Annotated in this window: 19 protein-coding genes; 10 read left to right on the top strand and 9 right to left on the bottom strand. The window is 58.6% G+C overall.

Features of this window, described 5'->3' with window-relative positions:
• The first annotated feature begins 256 nt into the window (after positions 1-256).
• Positions 257-3,709, top strand: coding sequence for a hypothetical protein (locus ACWKWM_RS16850; RefSeq protein WP_483847225.1), 3,453 nt, complete (start codon positions 257-259; stop codon positions 3,707-3,709).
• A 33-nt stretch (positions 3,710-3,742) separates the two neighbouring features.
• Here the strand turns inward: ACWKWM_RS16850 and ACWKWM_RS16845 are convergent, their stop codons facing one another.
• Positions 3,743-4,546: a SirB1 family protein gene (locus ACWKWM_RS16845; protein ID WP_483847224.1), complete on the bottom strand. Its 804-nt coding sequence runs from the start codon at positions 4,544-4,546 to the stop codon at positions 3,743-3,745.
• A 206-nt stretch (positions 4,547-4,752) separates the two neighbouring features.
• Between ACWKWM_RS16845 and ACWKWM_RS16840 the strand changes: the two genes are divergently transcribed.
• On the top strand, positions 4,753-5,775 hold the full coding sequence (locus ACWKWM_RS16840; RefSeq protein ID WP_483847223.1) for a Glu/Leu/Phe/Val dehydrogenase family protein: 1,023 nt from the start codon (positions 4,753-4,755) through the stop codon (positions 5,773-5,775).
• A 121-nt stretch (positions 5,776-5,896) separates the two neighbouring features.
• On the opposite strand, the gene ACWKWM_RS16835 is transcribed toward ACWKWM_RS16840, so the two are convergent.
• The gene (locus tag ACWKWM_RS16835) at positions 5,897-6,166 is read right to left on the bottom strand and encodes a YebG family protein (RefSeq protein WP_483847222.1); all 270 of its coding nucleotides are present in this window, start codon (positions 6,164-6,166) and stop codon (positions 5,897-5,899) included.
• Between the two features lie 253 nt (positions 6,167-6,419).
• Between ACWKWM_RS16835 and ACWKWM_RS16830 the strand changes: the two genes are divergently transcribed.
• Positions 6,420-6,908, top strand: a complete 489-nt coding sequence (locus tag ACWKWM_RS16830) for a phosphate-starvation-inducible protein PsiE (RefSeq protein ID WP_483847221.1) — start codon at positions 6,420-6,422, stop codon at positions 6,906-6,908.
• A gap of 62 nt (positions 6,909-6,970) precedes the next feature.
• Here ACWKWM_RS16830 and ACWKWM_RS16825 read toward each other — a convergent pair whose 3' ends face one another.
• The 4 genes from ACWKWM_RS16825 to ACWKWM_RS16810 all read right to left on the bottom strand — a co-directional run bounded on the left by ACWKWM_RS16825 (position 6,971) and on the right by ACWKWM_RS16810 (position 8,934).
• Entirely contained in the window at positions 6,971-7,315 is a 345-nt protein-coding gene (locus ACWKWM_RS16825; protein ID WP_483847220.1) for a YXWGXW repeat-containing protein, read from the bottom strand.
• Between the two features lie 342 nt (positions 7,316-7,657).
• Positions 7,658-7,987: a DUF3509 domain-containing protein gene (locus ACWKWM_RS16820; RefSeq protein ID WP_483847219.1), complete on the bottom strand. Its 330-nt coding sequence runs from the start codon at positions 7,985-7,987 to the stop codon at positions 7,658-7,660.
• Between the two features lie 181 nt (positions 7,988-8,168).
• A complete protein-coding gene (locus tag ACWKWM_RS16815; RefSeq protein ID WP_483847218.1) occupies positions 8,169-8,324 on the bottom strand; it encodes a hypothetical protein in 156 nt (51 codons plus the stop codon).
• A 190-nt stretch (positions 8,325-8,514) separates the two neighbouring features.
• Complete coding sequence (locus ACWKWM_RS16810; RefSeq protein ID WP_483847217.1) at positions 8,515-8,934, bottom strand: HPF/RaiA family ribosome-associated protein; 420 nt, start codon at positions 8,932-8,934, stop codon at positions 8,515-8,517.
• A 325-nt stretch (positions 8,935-9,259) separates the two neighbouring features.
• Between ACWKWM_RS16810 and ACWKWM_RS16805 the strand changes: the two genes are divergently transcribed.
• The 6 genes from ACWKWM_RS16805 to ACWKWM_RS16780 all read left to right on the top strand — a co-directional run bounded on the left by ACWKWM_RS16805 (position 9,260) and on the right by ACWKWM_RS16780 (position 15,706).
• A complete protein-coding gene (locus ACWKWM_RS16805; RefSeq protein ID WP_483847216.1) occupies positions 9,260-9,577 on the top strand; it encodes a DUF3649 domain-containing protein in 318 nt (105 codons plus the stop codon).
• Positions 9,574-11,208, top strand: coding sequence for a PepSY-associated TM helix domain-containing protein (locus ACWKWM_RS16800; protein WP_483847336.1), 1,635 nt, complete (start codon positions 9,574-9,576; stop codon positions 11,206-11,208). The genes ACWKWM_RS16805 and ACWKWM_RS16800 overlap by 4 nt, the downstream gene beginning before the upstream one ends.
• Positions 11,208-11,540, top strand: coding sequence for a DUF3325 domain-containing protein (locus ACWKWM_RS16795; protein WP_483847215.1), 333 nt, complete (start codon positions 11,208-11,210; stop codon positions 11,538-11,540). The genes ACWKWM_RS16800 and ACWKWM_RS16795 overlap by 1 nt, the downstream gene beginning before the upstream one ends.
• 7 nt (positions 11,541-11,547) lie before the next feature.
• Positions 11,548-12,159 carry an RNA polymerase sigma factor gene (locus ACWKWM_RS16790; RefSeq protein WP_483847335.1) on the top strand — a complete coding sequence of 204 codons (612 nt, stop codon included), beginning with the start codon at positions 11,548-11,550 and terminating at the stop codon, positions 12,157-12,159.
• On the top strand, positions 12,156-13,145 hold the full coding sequence (locus ACWKWM_RS16785; RefSeq protein ID WP_483847214.1) for a FecR family protein: 990 nt from the start codon (positions 12,156-12,158) through the stop codon (positions 13,143-13,145). Before ACWKWM_RS16790 ends, ACWKWM_RS16785 begins: the two co-directional genes overlap by 4 nt.
• A gap of 149 nt (positions 13,146-13,294) precedes the next feature.
• Positions 13,295-15,706 (top strand): TonB-dependent siderophore receptor, encoded by a 2,412-nt coding sequence (locus tag ACWKWM_RS16780; RefSeq protein WP_483847213.1) that lies wholly within the window; start codon positions 13,295-13,297, stop codon positions 15,704-15,706.
• Between the two features lie 202 nt (positions 15,707-15,908).
• Here ACWKWM_RS16780 and ACWKWM_RS16775 read toward each other — a convergent pair whose 3' ends face one another.
• A complete protein-coding gene (locus ACWKWM_RS16775; protein WP_483847212.1) occupies positions 15,909-16,781 on the bottom strand; it encodes a helix-turn-helix domain-containing protein in 873 nt (290 codons plus the stop codon).
• A 272-nt stretch (positions 16,782-17,053) separates the two neighbouring features.
• Between ACWKWM_RS16775 and ACWKWM_RS16770 the strand changes: the two genes are divergently transcribed.
• A complete protein-coding gene (locus ACWKWM_RS16770) occupies positions 17,054-17,953 on the top strand; it encodes a DMT family transporter (RefSeq protein WP_483847211.1) in 900 nt (299 codons plus the stop codon).
• A gap of 118 nt (positions 17,954-18,071) precedes the next feature.
• Here ACWKWM_RS16770 and ACWKWM_RS16765 read toward each other — a convergent pair whose 3' ends face one another.
• Positions 18,072-19,046: a 2-hydroxyacid dehydrogenase gene (locus ACWKWM_RS16765; RefSeq protein ID WP_483847210.1), complete on the bottom strand. Its 975-nt coding sequence runs from the start codon at positions 19,044-19,046 to the stop codon at positions 18,072-18,074.
• 271 nt (positions 19,047-19,317) lie between these two features.
• Entirely contained in the window at positions 19,318-20,265 is a 948-nt protein-coding gene (locus tag ACWKWM_RS16760; protein WP_483847209.1) for a LysR family transcriptional regulator, read from the bottom strand.
• Positions 20,266-20,310: the final 45 nt, after the last annotated feature.

Genomic DNA, 20,310 nt, shown 5'->3' with positions numbered 1-20,310 from the left:
ATCATGAAATAGACTATTACCCACTTTGTTGTAATGGTTTTGCTCAGCGGCTTGGCGCAGTAAGCAAGTAAAAATTCCTTCATGAATTAATAGCTGTTCCTACCCTTGCTGTCTTTACATTGATAGGGCGTATTAATTATTTATCGTTTTTCGCGCATCCATTCATTGTTAGATGGACGCACTTTCTGTTGCATGTGTTTCAACTGCTTGGCTGGATGCCTTGCGGGCACAGGCGATATACCATGGAGCTTTACTGATGTCTGACGTAAATTCTGGTGCGCGGCTTTCTGCCGGTGTAGTAAAAACTAAACTTTCATTACTGATGGATTCGGTCATCTCGTCATCGAAGTCTTGTTCGGAGCAGCTGCGGCATGCGCCCTTACTGGCTGCTGTCATTCGAGAATACTTTGACAGCCAAATGCATGAGCAAATCAGCATCTCTAATTCCGACATTCTTTTCATCGATGCCCATCATGTCGACAGCTCGCTGTCCGGGGCCATGAGTCTGACGCGGGTATTCATGGATTCGATGCTGCACGGTCACCGTGACCTTGCAAAGCGCAACATTCTTATCTTCACCCGGCACGACTCATTTGATCGAAGTCATCAGCTCAATGCTGACGATATCTTTAGTATCTGGAGGAACTTCAATGTTCAGCTGGAGCAATTGCCTTATCGTTATCTTGCGGGGCTAGGTGAGTTCTGGAGCGCGCCCTTCGCAGCTTCTGTCGATGCTCGGGCGACGCGTATTAAAGTGTTCAGTGACCATCAGCATCAATTGATGAGAGACGAAGTTTCATTCCTGGAGCTGAGTAATAAAATAGATGCCCAAGACAAGGAACGATTACTGGAACTGGGTACTAGCCTCAAGCCTGAAGGTGTATTCAACGTTGCGCTCGCTCTGCCGGGGCGCGCGATCTCGCCTTTCGCGGTGACTTATGTGATCGCGAAAGACCCTGCGACGCGAAGCCCTCAAGCGATTTCTGGTGCATGTTATTTGCTTACACCGGTTTCTGGCGTCGTGAAGTTCGAGAACTTCGCGCAGTTGGGCGAGTACTTCACAAGCCTTTTAGCCACGCCTGCGAAAGAGGGTGGCCTTGTGTCGATGTTGCCGTTGTCTGATCAGCACGCTCTGGCCCAATTACCTTCGGTGTCCTTTCAAATGTTGCAATTGAACGAGCAGACTTCTGCGCTGTTTCCGGCGGCAGCTCTCGCGATTCAACGCAAGCATGCCAATGACTTCACCTATCTACTCAACCGTGCGCAGCGCGACTGGGTAGGCGTGGAGACATTCCTGCGCAAGTGGGCGCCCTATCAGACGCTGGATGCTATCGACGAGGTGGCTCGCCATCGTGTTCAACAACTGACCAAGGCGGCGGACGCACTGAGCCGTCCTCGTTGGTTTCGCTCCGCAGATGAGGCCCATAAGCAACGACTGCAAGAGCTTGAGGCTGAAAGCCTGACGCGAATCCAGCATCTGGATTCACTGATCGAGCCGATGGAATCGCTAGAATTTTACGCGCATCACAAAATGGCGGGTTATATGCGCGAACACTTGGGTTGTGTGGTGGACCCCACGCAATTGCAGGTCACCTGGACCTGTCGCTTACCCGAACATTCACAAGCCAGCCCTGTCACTCGGCGCAGGACGCTGTTGGAGCTTGCTGTTCAAGGGGCGCCTGCCAATATGGCGGGTGCATTTGTGACGTTACCTCGGTCGTTGACCAATCCTGCGCTCGACATGATCTTCATTGAAACGATGTTGGCCGAACTTGATGTGCGTAGATCCTACGAGCTGGACTGGGCCGTATTGCAACGCTCCTCAGGCGTCGAGCAAGCCGTGGTCAGCCTGCGTGCCAGCGCCATTGACCTTGCCGCCGCAACGGCCATCATGCAGAACCGCCTGACCGAACGAGGACAGGCTCTGATTCATGCGGTGAGGACCGGACAGAGAAAGGCCGGTTCTTCCTTTTCTCTGAACGGCATTTCTCTGATGGCGCTGCGTAACCGCTTCAACGACGCCATCCTGTTTTGTGAACAAAGAGCGGGTGACGATTACTACGTGCTTTTTGCGCCGGGTGCCCCTGGTAATAGCGATCTCATGGAGTTCGATACGTGGCGAAAGTTGTCATTCGCCATTGGCGGGTGGCTCCAGTATCCGGAAGGCGCGCTTTACGTTCAGGAGCAGATCTGCGCACAGCCCGATCAGCAACTTGGCGAGTTCATTCAGATGATTCAGGCGCTGCCGAGTCGCTGGAGCCCGGAGAGCATCATTCGCGGAGCGCTGGATGCCAGTAACTTCAACGACGGCATGACCATACTGATACGCGACCGAATCGAGCGTCAGCTCAATCAGCGCAAATTGACTGTCGCGTCGGGTCACCTCCATGGCAGCTACCTTGAACGAAAATCCATTGTCGGGCTGCGTGATCAGATCGTGGCGCTGAATACCCAGTACCTGGCTCTAACCGATTTGGTGAGCTATCGCGAGTTTGCCCGGGAGCGCGGGTCAAGAATTGCGGAGCGCAAACTCCAGGCTCAAGGCATCAACCGGCAGATCGATACTGATCAGTTGTTCATCGATCCTGACGTTTCTATCGATCATAACGATGCAGACGTTGCCTTTGCGACGCGTTTTTCGTCCTTGACCGATCTGTTCATGAAGGGTTTTTCTCAAGGATTTTTTTCGCCTTATCCTGCGCCGAAGCTGGTGGGCGCTGATTGGGATATCAGTCGTGAGCTGTCGCAGACGCTGATTGATGCCGCCGGGGAAACGCGTTTCGGTGAAGTCTACATAGAACAGGTGCAGAGGGAGATGGGCAGTGATTCGCCCAACTACGCGCGCCGACGGGCGTTATATGCGTCTCGCAAGCAATGCGAAATGCAGCTCGATGCGCTGCTGGCCAAAGCGCGCGGGGAACTCGCTCCTGACCAGTACGACTGGGTAAGCGCGATGATTCTCAGCGTTACTGGAGCAGGAAGTATCAGTAGCGCGCAAGCAGCTCGCATCGCGAGCAGTTCGGTGAACGTGCTGCATATCAATGATCGTCTGATAGACGGCGCATTGGTGTTTCGTGATTTCAAAAGTACCGATCCGGCGTTTAGCCTGGCTTACACCCCAAGTGCTCCGGATGGTCAGACTTTCAGGCGTACCAGCGACTTTCACGCGTCGCTTCAAACCGCAGGTATGGCTCAGTACTTTTACGAGCGCGCGTCCTACCGCGATCAGCCGGTGATCGGGTCTCTGATGGCCAGTTATCAAATGCCCTACGCGAACGACAAACTAGAAGCCAGTATCCGGGTCGTCCCTGAATACCGTGTCACCCACTTGGCGACGCTCTACGACGACATGCTCCAGCGAGTCCTCGATGACGTCGACGGGCAGTCAGAAAGTGTTGCGCAAACCAGCGCTCGATATTTGTACGTGATCGTCAAACTGGCAGGCACGGTCGCGCTACTGCCTTTTCCTGGAGCAAGCCTGGCTTGGGGCGCATTGCACAGTGGGATCGATGTGCTGCGAGGGGTTCTTGCCTATCGAGAAGGAGATCGTGCTACCGCGGGCTCTTTCTTCTTCAGCGCATGGCTGGGGGCGTTCGGCGCTGCAAAGGGCATACGAGAGATCTCTGTAGGCACCGGCTATGGCACGCGAGCAATCGTATGGGTGGCGAGGCGCCCGGTCTTTTGGAAAAACTTTCATGTCTTGATGTGAAGTACGTCTCGATGGCCAGTCGCTGAGCGGCTTTCAATGAATCGCTCGTCCGCTGGGCAGCGTTTGTAGACGTTGGGTAAGTCTCAAGCGTTGCACGGGATCATCACTCAGCAACAACGCATGCTCCAGGTCGAAACGTTCGGCCTGTGGGCATTCCAGCGTTTGATACAAGCTGGCACGCGCAAGGTAATCGCTGGTATTGGCGGAACCCAATTCCAGGACGCGAGTGGCATCCTTGAGCGATGCCAGCAAATCATCGTTGATCTGATGCAGATGCCGCAGGTTGCGCGACAATCGTTGCAGCATCGCCCGGGCCGAGGCAGTGCGCATATGCTCGGCAGTGAGTGGGATGTCCGGGCCAAACTGACGCATCAGCAGTTCTCTGCAATCCTTGGGGTACAGCCGGCGGCCCCCGCAGGAATCCAGTAGATGATCGGCCCCCGGTACCCGCAGCAAAAAATGTCCGGGAAAGTTGACCCCTTCCAGCGGAATCTCCAGACGCCGGGCAATTTCAAGGCTGATCATCGCTAATCCCAACGGCTGGCCGCGCCGACGCTGCACCACCTTGTGCAACAGCGCCGAATGCGGTTTCGGATGCGCCACATCGTCCTGCTGAAAACCCAGCGCTGCCAGTTGGCGAAGCATGGCTTGTGCCAGCTCAGCGGGAGGCGACATCGGCAGCGCGCAGCTGATCTTGCGGGTAAGGTCGTCGATCTCGCTCAGTGTCTCGTCCAGCACGCATTGCGGATCATGCTCAATGGATATCCAAAGCCCCGCTTCAAACGCCGAAGGGGGCGTACGTTCCATACAGGCAAGGCATTGACTAAGAGGGGTCATCGGCTTCTCCGACGGGATCAGGCGGCTGGACTTGGTTCTTCACATCACTTGTTGTAGCCCCTATGCCACTCGTTCGTCCAGTAGCGATCAACGGAGTCAAGGCTATGCCGCGAGCGCCTTGCCATCTCGTCGCCCAGTGCTGCCAGCGTCCGTCAATTTTTGTTGCAGCGCCTATACTCGCATTACAAAAATCGGGAGCACCGCCGATGTTCGCTCTCATGCAAAGTTCACGCGTGCAGTCGTTGCATGTGGTCGTCGAATCGGCCTCGTGCCTTAAGGCTGTCATCGCCCTTCACAGCAGCCACAAAGGCCCTGCGCTGGGTGGCTGTCGCTATTTGTCCTATCCCACCGAACAAAGCGCCATTGAAGATGCCATTCAGTTGGCGAGGATCATGAGCTTTAAGGCCGTGCTCGCGGGTTTGTCGATTGGCGGCGGATCCGCCGTGATCCTGCGTCCGGCGCACGTGCCGGACAGGTCAGCCTTGTTCGAGGCTTTTGGGCGATTCGTTCAAACGCTCGACGGGCGTTACATCACCGCGATCGACAGTGGCACGTCGAGCGAAGACATGGATTGCATTGCTCAGTACACCCAGCACGTCACCAGCACCACGGAAGTTGGCGATCCGTCACCACACACTGCGATGGGCCTTTATGTCGGCATTCGCACGACTGCCATGGCGCGGCTGGGCAGCGAAAATCTGGAGGGGTTACGGGTGGCGATCCAGGGCTTGGGGCATGTGGGTTATGCCTTGGCCGAACAATTACACGCCGCTGGCGCCGAGTTGTTGGTCAGTGATCTGGACAGCGGCAAAGTGCAGTTGGCGATGGAGCAATTCGGCGCCAAGCCTATCGCTGCCGAAGCGTTGCTTAGCACGCCCTGTGACATTCTCGCCCCTTGCGGGTTGGGCGGTGTCTTCAACAGCCACAGCGTCGCCAAATTGCGTTGCGCAGCCGTCGCAGGCGGCGCCAACAACCAACTGAGCTGCGCGGCGATTGCCGATCAGCTGGAAGCGCGAGGCATTTTGTATGCCCCTGATTACGTCATCAATGCCGGTGGTTTGATCTATGTCGCTCTGCAGCACCAAGGGGAAACCCTCAGCACCATCAGCGCTCACCTGACACAGATCGGCAGACGACTGACCGAAGTGTTCGCCCATGCACAGGCAGAAAAACGCTCACCCGCGCGAGTGGCTGATGCACTGGCCGAGCGGTTATTGAATATTGAGTAGTGCTCTGCTGGCGGCGGCGTAAACGACACGATTCTGTAGGAGCTGCCGAAGGCTGCGATCGCGGTGTGTCAGGCCAATTGCATCGCAGCCTTCGGCAGCTCCTACAGTGAGTCGATATCAATCAATCTTCCGATGCATCACCAGAGCTGATCAACTCGGCCAGCGCGCTGGCGTTGCTCTTGAACGCTGCGGCGAACACGGCGCGGTTTTTCGCCATGAAAATCCCGGCGTCTTCTGCCTGCTTCTCGGTCAGGCCAGCCACGTTCTTTTGCAAAACCTCCGTGAGCGATTCAGCCAGCTCAAGCATTTGGTCATGCGCATCGGCGAGTTTGCGGTCCACGAATGTAGTCTCCAAGTCGCGGGTACTGCGATACAGGGTCTCAACAGCCATCTTTCGGCCTCGTCATCGGGTGCAGTAATGAGTACTGTTTATTTATACAGTGCGCAGCATAAGGGAATCAATTCGGTTTGGATAGTGGCACTGCGAACACATTTTTGGCGAGCGATGTGCCTTGCGACAACCCGTCACGCTCTGAACCCTAGTCGATGGCCCCGTTTCTGCTAGAGAATATGGCAGTTAGCGCGGCCAAAAGCGTCATGCTCGCGCGGCATCATCCGTTCTGGATTACTCAAGGAAGTACATCGTGAAAATCAACTGGGCCGAATCACTGCGTCAACAGGTGCACAGCTGCGCCGAGTCGATCGGCAACCTGTTCGTCGAAAGCTTCCACTACCTGGCGCTGTTCGCCATTGGCGGCGTCACAGCGTGGGCAGCCGTCGTGGCATTTCTGGGCATGCTCGAAAAGGGGCACATCAACGTCGATGACATCCTTTTGCTGTTCATCTACCTGGAGCTGGGTGCGATGGTGGGGATTTATTTCAAGACCAACCACATGCCCGTGCGCTTTCTGATCTACGTGGCCATTACCGCGCTGACCCGTTTGTTGATCTCCGATGTATCGCATCATGCGCCGCCAGACCTGGGCGTGGTGTACCTGTCTGGAGCGATCCTGCTGCTGGCGTTTGCGATTCTGGTGGTGCGTTATGCCTCTTCGCAGTTTCCGTCGGCAAAAGTGCCAGACCCCCATGGTAAAGCCAAAGGTGCTCTGGTGGAGGAGAAGGGCGAGCTTTGATTCGCTGACTGCCGAAATAAAAATGCCCCGTTGATCGGGGCATTTTGCTGTTTGTCAGACGCTCAGTTGACCCACACGCCGACATGGTAATGCCAGCCATCACCGCGGCTTTCCCAGTACGGGTGCTGATAGCGATAGCCCGGACGCACGGCTTCCCAATGGCCATGGACCGGCACGTAGCGATTGCCATTCCAGTGCCAGTAGCCGCGGGCCCATACATAGCCAGGGCGTGGCGCGGGCTCTTGCTCGATGATTCGTTCCGGTGGCGCTTGCGGGGCGACGACCTCGACGTACTCGGGACGCGGCCCTGGTCGGTCAACGACGCGACGCTCATGGACAACCCGTTCCTGCACGCAACCGGAGGCCACGGCCAATGCTGCGATCACTGCTGCACTACGTAAAAACATGTCATCACCTCAGACTTATCCACAACGTGAAGCACTCACGACTGATCGACCGAAGTCTCTCTTGTGAGTTTGTTGTAACAGGTGGTTTCTGTCTGAGGCCTGAACTGGCGAGGGATCAGCGTTTTTGGAGCGATGACTGGCAAGGTGGGATGTGCGCTGAGCATTCTGCTGCCGGTGCCCGGCAGATCGCGAGCAAGCTGCGCTCCTACGCCTTCGGCAGAAGTAAATGGTGCGCATCTATGCTTTGGGCAGAAGCGACGTCGTGGTCAGTAGCTAGATTCAGAAATCAAAAAATAGAAGGGGGAGGCGATGGATTTACCGCCTCCGTGCGATTGAAGTCATTCAGATGCCCACTGCCACTGCGGGCCTGCTGTACAAGGCAGTTTTGGCCGGGATAGGCGCCAGTTGCCTGAGATCGCCATCGGTCATGGCGGCAAGGATTTTTATCGCGCTATGGCCCTGTTCGATCGCAATGCCAAATTGCACGCTTTCGATCAAGCGACGCAGCCGTTTTGGCGAGTTACGTTGTTCTGCGCTAATTAAACGTTTGGCCACTACGCCTGACTCATTGGAGAGTGTCAGCATGATGGTGCCGTCCAAGCCCTGGATACTTAAATTAACCCGGTAGTCTGGGTGAAATGCATCGGTGATCTGTTGAAACGGATTGTCCATGGCCTGATACCTGGTTATCGATTCTGCATAAATTGACCGGGGGTTAGTCCCTTTAGTTCTCGACGCTGATCAACGGTAGAAAAAATTCCTGCCTTGGCCGTTATCGCTGACTTAACGGTTTCGTCCGTCACTGATCCGTTGATGTGCCATCTGTTGAGCGAAGTACTGATCATTGATTGCGTCAGCGCATCTGCGCACCGTTGTAACCCTCTCGATACACCACTTGCATGGTTTGGGCCACCTGCGATGAATGGTGCTCACGAATCGATTCAGCCGTCTGGATGCGACATAAACGACTGTATTCGAGACTTGCCGCACACAAATCAATAACGCCCATACGGGGACACCGCTCCCGGTCAGCACCAATAAGGCACGCTCCGCCTGATTTGTGTGCAGCCCTTGTTTTCTGTGGCTTGCACACGAATGAACGAAACGAAAAAGGGCGGGCCTGCTTGCACAGGTCCGCCCCCTATTGACGCTGAAATCGTAGATCGACGGCTGTCAGTCGATCTTGCGATGCTGCCGGATCAACCGTGCAGAGCGTCGTCTTTCTCTAAAAATTCTTCTTGCAGCAGTGCATCCGGACTTTCTGCGTCGCTGTCTTGTACGGTGCTGATCGACGAGACGCCTCCGCGCTTGCTACGCAGTTTGCCGAACAGATGTTCGAGCGCGTGATCAAGTTTTACGGCTGCGCCGTCCACTGCCAAGTCCAATGAACTGGCCTTGTGGGTAACGGAAATAGGCTGGTGTCCTTTTGGCCGGGCTTCCATCTGGCAGCGGATGTCGTGCGGGCCGGGCTTGTCGCCGTTCTCGTCCTGGATATGGACTTCAATTCGGGTGAGGTCTTCTTCGTAGCGGTCGAGGTTGCTTTCAACGGTGGTTCGTACCCACTCCTCCAGTCGGACGCTGCTTTCGATGTGGTTATCGCTGTTGACCTGGATTTGCATAGTTCTTCCCTTACTTTGGCTTGCTCGGGAGAGTCTCGACGTCACTGAGTTTCGTCTGCCCTCAACCACAGTGTTGGCGCCGATGACGAAACAATTCAACCCCTAATCACAGAGAATATATTTCGCCGTCGTGCGGAACTTTGGGCTGACATCCTTTGCGTATGAGAATATTTATCATTAATATTGCGATCCTTCGTACGCCCACTCTTACGAATTCCTACCGACCCACACCTTTCAAGGGACAGCACCCGATGTCGATTCAGACAAATATTGGCGAAATCTCCCGCGCGCGCCCGGGTGCTCTTCGCTGATGGAAGGGGTTGCGATGAGTCGCCGCAAGGCCGGCAAAGCCAGACGAGGCGAGATTTCCCTGCGCTGGCGTCTGGCCGTTGCGTCTCGCGTGCTCGCTGCTGCATTCGGGGGGTATCTGGTGGCGGCGCTGTTCAGCGTGTGTCTGGCGCAATGGCTGCCATTCACTCGAGCTGAATCGGTGGTTCTGGCCATGACCGTTTCGTTTCTGGCCTGGCTGTTGATTGCGCTCTGGTGTTTTGCCTGTCGCCACGCGTGGCTGGCCTGGCTTGGGGTCATGGTGCCAGCGGCGGTGTTCGCAGCGCTCTACGGCATCGGGCGATGGCTGTCATGAAGGAGGGCTTTCGTCAGTCCATGGGCTGGTTGCACACCTGGGCGGGACTGGTGTTCGGCTGGTTGCTGTTCGCGATATTCCTGACCGGCACAATGTCGTATTTCAAGGACGAGATTACTCAGTGGGCGCAGCCGGAGATTCAGGTGCGTGACGTGGACGCAGGCCTGAGCCTGGAACGTGCGCAAAGCTGGCTGCAGCAAAATGCCGGCGATGCCCCGCGTTGGTTCATCAGCCTGCCGGATGCGCGCTCACCCGGCCTGAAGGTGATGTGGCAAAAGGCTACGGGCGGCTTTGCCAACAAGACCCTCGACCCGCTGACCGGTACTGACGCCAACGCGCGTGAAACCAAAGGCGGCGAGTTTTTCTACCGGTTCCATTTTCAGTTGCAGATGCCGCACCCCTGGGGGCGCTGGCTGGCCTCCATCGCCGCAATGGTGATGCTGGTGACGATGATCAGCGGGGTCATCATTCACAAGAAAATATTCAAAGAATTCTTCACCTTCAGACCGCGCAAAGGCCAGCGCTCCTGGCTCGACGGGCATAACGCGGTCGGGGTGCTGATCCTGCCGTTTCACCTCATGATCACCTACAGCAGTCTGGTGATTTTCATGACCATGGTCATGCCTGCGAGCATCCTCACTTCTTACGACGGCAAGCCCCAGGAGTTTTTCAACGATCTGTTCCCTTCGCTCAAGACGGTACAAGCCAGCGCAACTCCCATGCCGCTGGCGCCATTGCGAGCGATGGCAGACACCGCGCGCGAGCATTGGCAGGGCGCTGCGGTGGCGCGTCTGGTGGTGAATCGGCCAGGCGACGCTAATGCGACGGTGACGGTGGTACGCGGCGACGACAAGCGAATCGTCTATGAGCCAGGCTCCGGAATGATCTTCAACGGCACCACTGGCGCACTGGACAGCGAAAGCGTGATGACCGCTGCGCCACTGAAACTGGCAGGGGCGCTCTACGGCCTGCACATGGGTCACTTCGCTGGGCCCTTGCTGCGTTGGCTGTACTTTGTGTTCGGCGTGGGCGGCACCGCGTTGATTGGCACGGGCCTGGTGATGTGGCTTGGCAAACGCCGCCTCAAGCACGCGAGCACTTGCGTGCTGCCGTTTGAGTTGCGCCTGGTTGAAGTGCTGAACGTCGCGAGCATGGCCGGACTGATACTGGCAGTGGTCAGCTTTTTCTGGGCCAATCGCCTGTTGCCTGTCAGCTTCGCCGCGCGCGAGGGTTGGGAGATCAACGTCTTCTTCATCGTCTGGGGCCTGGCGGTGCTGCATGCCGTGGTGCGCAAAGGCGCTGCCGCGTGGCGTGAGCAGTTGGGACTGGGCGCCTTGTTGTTTGCCGGTCTGCCGGTGCTCGATGCGCTGACGGCAGGGCCTTATTTGCTAGCGGCAATTGAGCAGGGCCACTGGGCGATGCCGGGGCTCGATCTAACGGCGTTGGTGGTTGGGTTGTTTCTTGGGTGGTCGGCGCTGAAGTTTCGGGTGGGGCGGCAAAAGAGCATCGCGAGCAAGCTCACTCCTACAGGGACCCGTAATACCCAAAAACTGCATTTGCCTGAAGGGCGGGTGAGAGAGCTTGCTCACCAAAGCGCCAGCTCGAACATCAGTCACCGAGAGGTGCACTGATGCTCCTCGCCACGCTGTTGTGTTATCTCGGATTCACCGCGCTGAGCCTGTCGATGAGCCGCCACTACGCCGATGCAGTCGGCGGCAAACTGGCGCCCGGGCCTCGTCAGTTATTGCGTGTGCTGGGTTGGGTCATGTTGCTGCTTTCTCTTTGGGCAGGCGTACAAGCGGGCGGCTGGACCATCGGCCTGGTGCAATGGTTTGCCGCGCTGATGGCCAGTGCATTGATGCTGCTGATCGCGATGTCCCTGCGGCCACGGTTGGCGTTGTTGCTGGCGGGCGTCGGCTTACTGATCAGCCCGATTGCTGCCGTCAGTCAGTGGTTCGGCTGACGTGGACCTGATGATTTCACCGAAGCCGGACACGCCCGAGCCGCTCCCCGGCAGCGCAGACCAGGACGGGGCGAGCGGCACGCGCGCGCATTTTCTCAAGGTGTTCTTGACCCAGCGCCCGCAGATGGAAGCGCTGGTCAGCCGACGCGTAGGGTGTCGGGCCACGGCAGCGGATCTGGTGCAGGATTTGTTTGTGCGTTTCTGGCGGCGCCCGCTGGTGCAGGTCGAGGAGCTCAACACCTATCTGCTGCGTTGTGCGAGCAACATCGCCATCGACCATTTGCGCAACGAAGGCACGCGGGCGCGGGTCAGTGAAGAGTGTATGTCGCAGCCGCAAGACGTGATCGACGATCAGCCCCATGCCGCGCTGCAAGCCACTGACGATTTGCGTCACGTCGAAGCGGCGCTACGTGGGCTGCCGGAAAAGACCCGGCAGATCTTCCTGCTCAATCGCATTCATGGGCGCAAATACGCCGAGATCGCCAAGGTCATGGGGCTTTCACAAAGCGCGGTGGAAAAACATATGATGCGCGCCCTGCAGGCCTGCAAGGCGAGTCTGGATCACGACGTGTTGCCGGTCAGCGCGCTGCGAAGCCAGTCACAGGATGCTCGCCGATGAACGCGTCATCTGAAGTCATTCACGTTTCTGCGGCTCAGCACCAAGCTGCTCTGTCCTGGCTAAGCCGCTTGCACGAACCTGACGCCGCCGATCACGCTGGTTTCAGCCGCTGGCTGCACGCCGATCCCGCCCATGCCGAAGCCTACGCCCAGGCGCAAGTGCTGTGGGAATTGAGTGAAGAACCGGCTGCGCGTCTTGCTCACGAAGAAGACGCCGCGCTTCAAGCACTGCTGGCCGCGATGGACGCTCCCAAGCGCAGGGCTTTGCCACGCTGGAGCGCGGGTCTGGCGATAGCGGCGTGTCTGGTCTTGATGGTCAGTGTCGGCACGGGCTGGCAGCCGCAGCGCTGGATCGATGATTTCGGCGCTGATTACGTCTCGGCGCCGGGGCAGGTTCGGACGGTCACGCTGGCCGATCAGTCGCAAGTCACGCTGGACGCCGACAGCGCCATTGCCGTGGATTTCAAGAGCGGCGAGCGGCATGTTCAGTTGCGTCGAGGGGCGGCGTTTTTTCAAGTGAAGCACACGGGCCAGCCCTTTGTGGTCGATGCTCAGGGCGGCAAAACGCGGGTGTTGGGCACCCAGTTCGAGGTGCGCCTGCAACCGGTGGGCGCGCAGGTCACGGTGCTGTCGGGCAAGGTCGGTGTGAGCGCTGGCGCAGATCATGCGCAACAGCTGCTGACCGCTGGACAACGGATCAGTTACGAGGCGCGCGGCACCAGCGAGCCTGCTGCGGTGGACAGCGAAAACCAGTTGGCCTGGCGGCAGGGCTGGCTGAATTATTACCGCACACCGCTGGCCGACGTGATCAACGATCTGAGCCGTTATTATCCCGGCCGGATCGTGTTGCTCAACGATGAATTAGCCGCCAAACGCATCAGCGGAAGCTTTCCCAGTCATGACCCTGAAGCGGTGTTGGCAGGGTTGAAGTCAGTGGTCGGCTTCGAGCAAACCGAACTGTTTGGCCGCGTGATTGTGCTGCGGTGAAGGTGTATGCAGATCGCGCGTCGCCTGATCAGGACTTTTCAGGGTTCGTGCCGACGTCTTCGCGGACGGGTCCGCTCCCACAGGTAACGCGTTCCAACAGTGGGAGCGGATCTGTCCGCGAAGACGTCAGTGAGTTCGACACATCCCGAGTGGCGTATCGCAAATTTCGCGGGCAAGCGCGCTCCTACATTGGGGGATTTCTACTCGCGCTCTGGAGTGTCTGCGCCCAGGCCGTCGAGCCGCTTTTTAACTTTTCCATCCCCGCCAAGCCATTGCCCCAGGCGCTCAGTGACTTCACCCGCACGACGGGCCTGAGCGTCGTCTACATTCAGGAAACGCCCTACAGCATCAATGCTCCTGCGCTCGACGGTGCTTACAGCCCGGAACAGGCACTCAAAACCCTGTTGGCTAGCTCCGGATTGACCTACCGCCGCGCCACCGAACGCACCTTCACCCTTGAGCCCAACGCGAGCGAAGGCGCAATCACCCTGCAAGCCACAAACGTCGACTCGCGCTGGCAATCATCGTCCAGCTACCAACCGCCGTCGGGCAGTTCGGTCAGCCGCTCACTCACACCGACTCTCGAGACGCCTCAAGCCATCAGCGTTGTGCCCGCGCAAGTGCTGCGCGATCAGGCGCCGCGCAATCTCGATGACGCGCTGAGCAATATCAGCGGCGTGACCCAGGGCAATACGCTGGGCAGCACTCAGGACACCCTGATGAAGCGCGGCTTCGGTGACAACCGGGACGGCTCGATCATGCGCGACGGCATGCCCGTGGTGCAGGGCCGCAGCCTCAACGCCAGCGCCGAGCGCATCGAAGTGCTCAAAGGGCCTTCGACCTTGCTGTACGGCATTCAAGACCCCGGCGGGGTAGTCAATGTGGTCAGTAAGCGTCCGCAGATGACGGCCTACAACGCGCTTACTGCACGCGGCTCGACCTTCGGCGACGGCAAGAATGGCAGCGGCGGCACGCTGGACAGCACCGGGGCGTTGGACGGTCCGGAACTGGAAGGACAAGGGCTGGCTTACCGCCTGATTCTCGACCACGAAGACGAGGATTACTGGCGCAATTTCGGCGTGCACCGCGAGACGCTGATAGCGCCATCGCTGGCCTGGTATGGCGACACCACGCAGTTGCTTGCCGCTTATGAGCATCGCGAGTTCTTCTACCCGTTTGATCGCGGCACGGCGATCGATCCGCGTACCGGCCACCCGCTGGATATCCCGGCGACCCGGCGGTTGGACGAGCCCTTCAACAACATGGAAGGGCGCTCGGATTTGTATCGTTTCGAGGCCGATCATCAGTTTGACGACAACTGGACCGGACACTTGGGCTACAGCTACAACCGCGAGACCTACGACGCCAGTCAGGTGCGGATCACGGCGGTGAACCCGGTCGACGGCACGTTGACTCGCTCCATGGACGGCACAGGCGGCGCGTTGAGTACCGACCGCTTCACGACGATGACGCTCAATGGCAGCGTCCAATTGCTCGGGATGCCACACGATCTGATGCTGGGGCTGGATGACGAGTACCGCAAAATTTATCGCGGTGAGTTGATTCGCCAGAAAAGCCAGACCACGTTCAGTTACCTCGACCCGGTCTACGGACTGGAGCCCAAGGGCACATTTGCCAGCGCGGCAGACAGCAACCAGAGCGATATTTTGCGCACCGACTCGGTGTTCGCTCAGGATGCCATTCACCTGACCGATCACTGGATTCTGGTCGCCGGCGCACGCTTTCAAACCTTCGATCAAGTGGCAGGCAAGGGCCGACCGTTCACCGTTAACACCGATCTGAATGGCCAGAAATGGATACCCCGCGCCGGGTTGGTGTATCGCGTTGATGATCAGCTGTCGTTTTATGGCAGCTACACCGAGTCGTTCAAGCCCAACTCCAGCATCGCCGCGTTGGCGGGCGGCACGACGCTGGATTCGGCCACGCTGCCTGAGCAGGCGAAATCCTGGGAGCTGGGCGCCAAGTGGGAAGTGCTGGACGCGTTCAGCGGCACATTGGCGTTGTTCGACATCAAAAAGCGCAACGTGCTGGTCGCCAACTTTGACTCGCTGACCGCCAACACGGTTTACAGCACTGCTGGCGAGGTGAGGTCGCGCGGTCTGGAGTTGGACTTGAGCGGGCAGTTGTCCGAGCGCTGGAGCGTGATCGGCGGTTATGCGTTCACCGATGCGCAAGTGATTCAGGACCCGACGCTCAAAGGCAATCGCCTGCAAAACGTGCCCAAACACAGTGGCTCGTTGTCGGCGGTGTTTGACGCAGGCCCAGTGTTCGGCGGCGGCGACCGCTTGCGACTGGGGGCCGGCGCACATTATGTGGGGCAGAGGGCGGGCAATCCGGATAACGACTTTGAGCTGCCGGGTTACACCGTCGCCGATGCGTTCGCCACCTACGAAACCCGCTTGGACGGGCAGAAAGTGAAGGTTCAGCTCAACGTCAAGAACCTGTTCGATCGCACCTATTACAGTTCAGCCATAAGCCGGTACTTCGTGTCGATGGGGGATTCTCGGCAAGTGGTGGTGGCGACGACGTTGGAGTTTTGAGCGGATACCAGTTGTATGGTCGCTCTTCGGGTGATCGGAACTTGCGACCCGACGCAAAACCCGTGGGAGCGGACCTGTCCGCGAAAGCAATGGTACAACCGATGAAGGTGCATCGGATGTACCGGCCTCTTCGCGGACAGGTCCGCTCCCACGGGATCGGTTTTTGCTGCGCGACAGGGCGGCGTCGCGACAAAGGAGGATTTCAGACAAACGCCAACCGATATTCCCCCGGCGTTGCCCCCACCACCTGACGAAATCGATTGCTGAAATGACTGGCGCTGCCAAAGCCGCAATCGAGCGCGATATCGCCAAACGCCAGGCCGGTGGTCCGCAGTAACAGGCGAGCCCGGACCAGTCTGCGGGCGAGCAGATACTGATGCGGCGGCACTCCAAAACTTTCGCGAAACATCCGCGCGAAATGGTACTCGGACAGCGCGCACATTCCTGCCAGTTGCCCAAGGCTCAGCGGGTCGGCCAAGTGACTGTCGATGAACTCGATCAACTGCCGGCGCAGGTGCGGCGCCAGTCCGCCCTTCAAGCGCAAACCTGCGCGCTGCCCGACTTGATCGAGCATGGTGTGGCTGAGCATTTCATGGGCCAGGCTGCTGGCCAGCAACCGTTCGCCGGGCTCGCTCCAGTCCATCTGAATGAGCTGGCGAAACCGCATCGCTTGCAGCGGGTCGTCGGTGAATGTGCTTTCGCGCAACGCCATTTCACGAGGCTCACGATCAAGCATCGTCACGCAGTTGAGGGCGAACTGCTCAGGGCTGATGTACAGATGCGCCAGGCGGATTTCCCCGTTCACTACCCAGGCCGACTCGTGTCCTGCGGGCAAAATACACAGCTTGCCGGGGGCGCCTTTGTTATCCGGCCGACCGCGCCGGTGCGTACCCAGACCGCCATCGATGTAGCACGACAACGTGTGATGCGTCGGTGCGTGATACTCCTGCGCGTCATGCCGGTTATTCCACAACGCCGCCACCATCCCGTCGCCCAGCGACGCACTCTGCTCAAGACGAGCATTGGGCGAGCTGTTCAGGGACTGGAACACCTGGATGGTTTCGAGGGGCGGCATGGGGTTGAACTCGATCTTATGACTGATGCATAACCTGTGGGAGCGGACCCGTCCGCGAATACGGTGCAGCAGACGACACTGATGTATCGGACTCACGGGCCCCTTCGCGGACAGGTCCGCTCCCACAGGGGATCAGTTAAGGGTTTGATTCAGGTCTTGCATCCTACGCTGTAGCGCCCGCGCTGCCAGCCACCCGCCGATCAAATGCGCAAGATTGTGCAAGTGCCCGCCGCGCCCACTGTTCAGACTGAGGATTCACTGAGGAGCCCGCCATGAACATCTCGCTGTATCTGCTGACCGTCTTGATCTGGGGCACCACCTGGATCGCCCTGAAGCTGCAACTGGGGGAGGTGGCGATTCCGGTTTCTATTGTTTATCGCTTCGGGCTCGCGGCACTGATCCTGTTCGCCATGCTGTTGTTCAGCGGCAAATTGCAGCCGGTCAATCGGCGCGGGCAGATGATCTGCCTGGCCCAGGGCTTGTGCCTGTTCTGCGTCAACTTCATGTGCTTCCTGCACGCCAGCCAGTGGATTCCCAGCGGGCTGGTGGCGGTGGTGTTCTCAACCTCCACGCTGTGGAACGCCCTGAATGCGCGGATCTTCTTTCGTCAAAAAATCGCCCGTAACGTCGTGACCGGTGGCGCGCTGGGATTGATTGGGCTGGCGTGTCTGTTCTGGCCGCAGTTGGCCGGGCACGGCGCCAGCCATGAAACCCTGATCGGACTAGGCCTGGCGCTGCTCGGGACGCTGTGCTTCTCGGCAGGCAACATGCTTTCGAGCATGCAGCAGAAAGCCGGGTTGCGCCCGCTGACCACCAACGCCTACGGGATGCTGTACGGCGCGGCGATGCTGAGCGTGTATTGCCTGATCAGCGGCGCACCGTTCACGTTCGAATGGAACACGCGGTACATCGGGTCGCTGCTGTATCTGGTGATCCCGGGGTCGGTGATCGGCTTCACCGCGTACCTGACGCTGGTCGGACGCATGGGCCCGGAGCGCGCGGCGTACTGCACGGTGTTGTTCCCGGTGGTGGCGCTGAATGTGTCGGCGTTCGCCGAAGGCTACCAATGGACGGCGCCGGCGTTGATGGGGCTGGTGTTGGTGATGCTCGGGAATGTGCTGGTGTTCAGAAAGCCCAAGCCGGTGGTGCCGGTGGGGGCGAAGCTGGCTTGAGGTTTGCGGCGTCTGAAACGGCCTCTTCGCGGACAGGTCCGCTCCCACAGGGATAACGCAGTTCAAAAAGTGGGAGCGGACCTGTCCGCGAAGGCGTCGGGTCAGGCGCTGAAGATTTTCAACCCTTCCACACCTGCTGATTCACCAGATCCTGCGGCTTCTCGCCCAACAGCGCCGCACGCAGGTTGGCGTAGGCGCGGTCGGCCATGGCCTGGCGGGTTTCGTGGGTGGCCGAACCTATGTGCGGCAGGGTCACGGCGTTGCTCAGCTTATAAAGCGGCGACTCGGGCAGCGGCTCTTTCTCGTACACGTCCAGCCCTGCGCCGCGAATGGTGCCGTTCTGCAACGCTTCGATCAGCGCGGGTTCGTCGACAATCGGACCGCGTGCAATATTGATCAGGATCGCGCTTTTCTTCATTAACGACAGCTCGCGGGTGCTGATCAGGTGTTTGGTCTTCTCGCTCAGTGGCACCACCAAGCAGACAAAGTCCGACTCCGCCAACAGTTGATCCAGCGTGCGGAACTGCGCGCCCAACTCCTGCTCAATCTCGGTCTTGCGGCTGTTGCCGCTGTAGAGGATCGGCATGTTGAAACCCAGACGACCACGACGCGCCACCGCTGCGCCGATGTTGCCCATGCCGACGATGCCCAGGGTTTTGCCATGTACATCGGTGCCGAAATGCGCCGCTTCGATGCTGCGCGTCCAGTTGCCAGCCTTGGTCCAGGCGTCCAGTTCAGCGACACGGCGGGCGCTGCTCATGATCAGGGAGAACCCCAGGTCTGCCGTGCTTTCGGTCAGCACGTCCGGGGTATTGGTCAGCATGATCCCGCGTTCGCTCAGGTAGCCGACGTCGTAGTTGTCGTAACCGACCGAGATGCTCGACACCACTTCCAGCTGCGTCGCGCTCGCCAGTTGCTCACGCCCCAGCTTGCGGCCCGCGCCTATCATGCCGTGGGTGTGCGGCAGCGCTTCATCGAACTGCTGGTTGAGGTCGCCTTTTTTCGGATCGGGGATGATCACGTTGAAATCTTGCTGCAAGCGCTCGGCCATTTCCGGGGACACGCGGCTGAAGGCAAGGACGGTCTTTTTCATCGGATAGCTTCTCTCGGGCGGTTCAGAAGTGAGTTGCGTAGCACGCTAACATTCTTGTCGGGGGATTGGCAGCGGGAGCTTTTTCTTTCATCAGATCGAGGTTTTTCCGACGGAACTCGTCACTTGTGGGAGCGGACCCGTCCGCGAAGACGTAAGTCCGGGCGCTGACTATGTGCCGTTTGTTCCGGCCTCTTCGCGGACGGGTCCGCTCCCACGGGTTTTGCGTATGACGCAGAAATTGCGCGCGTGTCTCAATGGATCGTTGCCGCCGTTAGACCGACTCAAGCATCGCGTGGGTCTGCAAGTCCGCCTCGTGAGCCGCCATGATTTCCGGCAACGAGCCGCGCAGGTACTCGACCCACGTCTTGATCTTCGCGTCCAGGTACTGCCGCGAAGGGTAGATGGCGTACAGATTCAGCTCATGGGAGCGGTATTGCGGCAACAGCCGGACTAGCGTGCCGTTGCGCAGTCCTTCAATCGCCGAGTAAATCGGCAGGTTGCCAATCCCCATGCCACTGATGATTGCCGCTGTCATCGCGTCGGCCGAATTCACCAGAAACGGCGAGTTGGCAATCGTCACTACTTCCTGGCCATCAGGACCGTCGAATGCCCACTTTTCCACCGGGAACACCGGACTGATCAGACGCAGACAGGCGTGATTAAGCAAATCTGCCGGTTTGTTGGCCGTGCCGAACGCTTTGATGTAAGCCGGAGACGCGCAAACGATGCTGTAGGTGATGCCCAGACGCTGCGAGACGAATCCCGAATCCGGCAGTTCGCTGGCCAGCACGATCGAGACGTCATAGCCCTCTTCGAGCAGGTCCGGCACGCGGTTGGTCATGGTCAGGTCGAACGAAACGTCCGGATGATTACGCCGGTAACGCGCAATGGCGTCGATCACATAATGCTGGCCGACGCCGGTCATTGAGTGCACCCGAAGCTGCCCGGACGGGCGGGCATGGGCGTCGCTGGCCTCGGCTTCGGCTTCTTCGACATACCCCAGAATCTGCTCGCAACGCAGCAAATAACGCTTGCCCGCTTCGGTCAGGGCAATACGTCGTGTGGTGCGGTTGAGCAGTCGGGTCTGCAGGTGGGCTTCGAGATTGGAGACTGCCCGCGAAACGTTGGCGGTGGTGGTGTCCAGCTGAACTGCTGCCGCAGTGAAGCTGCCCGCTTGTGCCACGCAACTGAAAGCGCGCATGTTTTGCAGAGTGTCCATTGGCCGTTCTCTGGAGAGATGGCAAATTGTGACATGAAGTAACTG

The sequence above is a fragment of the Pseudomonas rosaeacicularis genome (genome assembly GCF_057128745.1).
The sequence above is the reverse complement of the archived record's forward strand: the minus strand, read 5'-3'. Positions and strand labels throughout refer to the sequence as shown.

Coding starts and splice junctions, on each gene's coding strand:
- ACWKWM_RS16850 (WP_483847225.1), top strand. CDS start 257: ATGTCTGACGTAAATTCTGGTGCGCGGCTTTCTGCCGGTGTAGTAAAA.
- ACWKWM_RS16845 (WP_483847224.1), bottom strand. CDS start 4,546: ATGACCCCTCTTAGTCAATGCCTTGCCTGTATGGAACGTACGCCCCCT.
- ACWKWM_RS16840 (WP_483847223.1), top strand. CDS start 4,753: ATGTTCGCTCTCATGCAAAGTTCACGCGTGCAGTCGTTGCATGTGGTC.
- ACWKWM_RS16835 (WP_483847222.1), bottom strand. CDS start 6,166: ATGGCTGTTGAGACCCTGTATCGCAGTACCCGCGACTTGGAGACTACA.
- ACWKWM_RS16825 (WP_483847220.1), bottom strand. CDS start 7,315: ATGTTTTTACGTAGTGCAGCAGTGATCGCAGCATTGGCCGTGGCCTCC.
- ACWKWM_RS16820 (WP_483847219.1), bottom strand. CDS start 7,987: ATGGACAATCCGTTTCAACAGATCACCGATGCATTTCACCCAGACTAC.
- ACWKWM_RS16815 (WP_483847218.1), bottom strand. CDS start 8,324: ATGGGCGTTATTGATTTGTGTGCGGCAAGTCTCGAATACAGTCGTTTA.
- ACWKWM_RS16810 (WP_483847217.1), bottom strand. CDS start 8,934: ATGCAAATCCAGGTCAACAGCGATAACCACATCGAAAGCAGCGTCCGA.
- ACWKWM_RS16805 (WP_483847216.1), top strand. CDS start 9,260: ATGAGTCGCCGCAAGGCCGGCAAAGCCAGACGAGGCGAGATTTCCCTG.
- ACWKWM_RS16800 (WP_483847336.1), top strand. CDS start 9,574: ATGAAGGAGGGCTTTCGTCAGTCCATGGGCTGGTTGCACACCTGGGCG.
- ACWKWM_RS16795 (WP_483847215.1), top strand. CDS start 11,208: ATGCTCCTCGCCACGCTGTTGTGTTATCTCGGATTCACCGCGCTGAGC.
- ACWKWM_RS16785 (WP_483847214.1), top strand. CDS start 12,156: ATGAACGCGTCATCTGAAGTCATTCACGTTTCTGCGGCTCAGCACCAA.
- ACWKWM_RS16775 (WP_483847212.1), bottom strand. CDS start 16,781: ATGCCGCCCCTCGAAACCATCCAGGTGTTCCAGTCCCTGAACAGCTCG.
- ACWKWM_RS16770 (WP_483847211.1), top strand. CDS start 17,054: ATGAACATCTCGCTGTATCTGCTGACCGTCTTGATCTGGGGCACCACC.
- ACWKWM_RS16765 (WP_483847210.1), bottom strand. CDS start 19,046: ATGAAAAAGACCGTCCTTGCCTTCAGCCGCGTGTCCCCGGAAATGGCC.
- ACWKWM_RS16760 (WP_483847209.1), bottom strand. CDS start 20,265: ATGGACACTCTGCAAAACATGCGCGCTTTCAGTTGCGTGGCACAAGCG.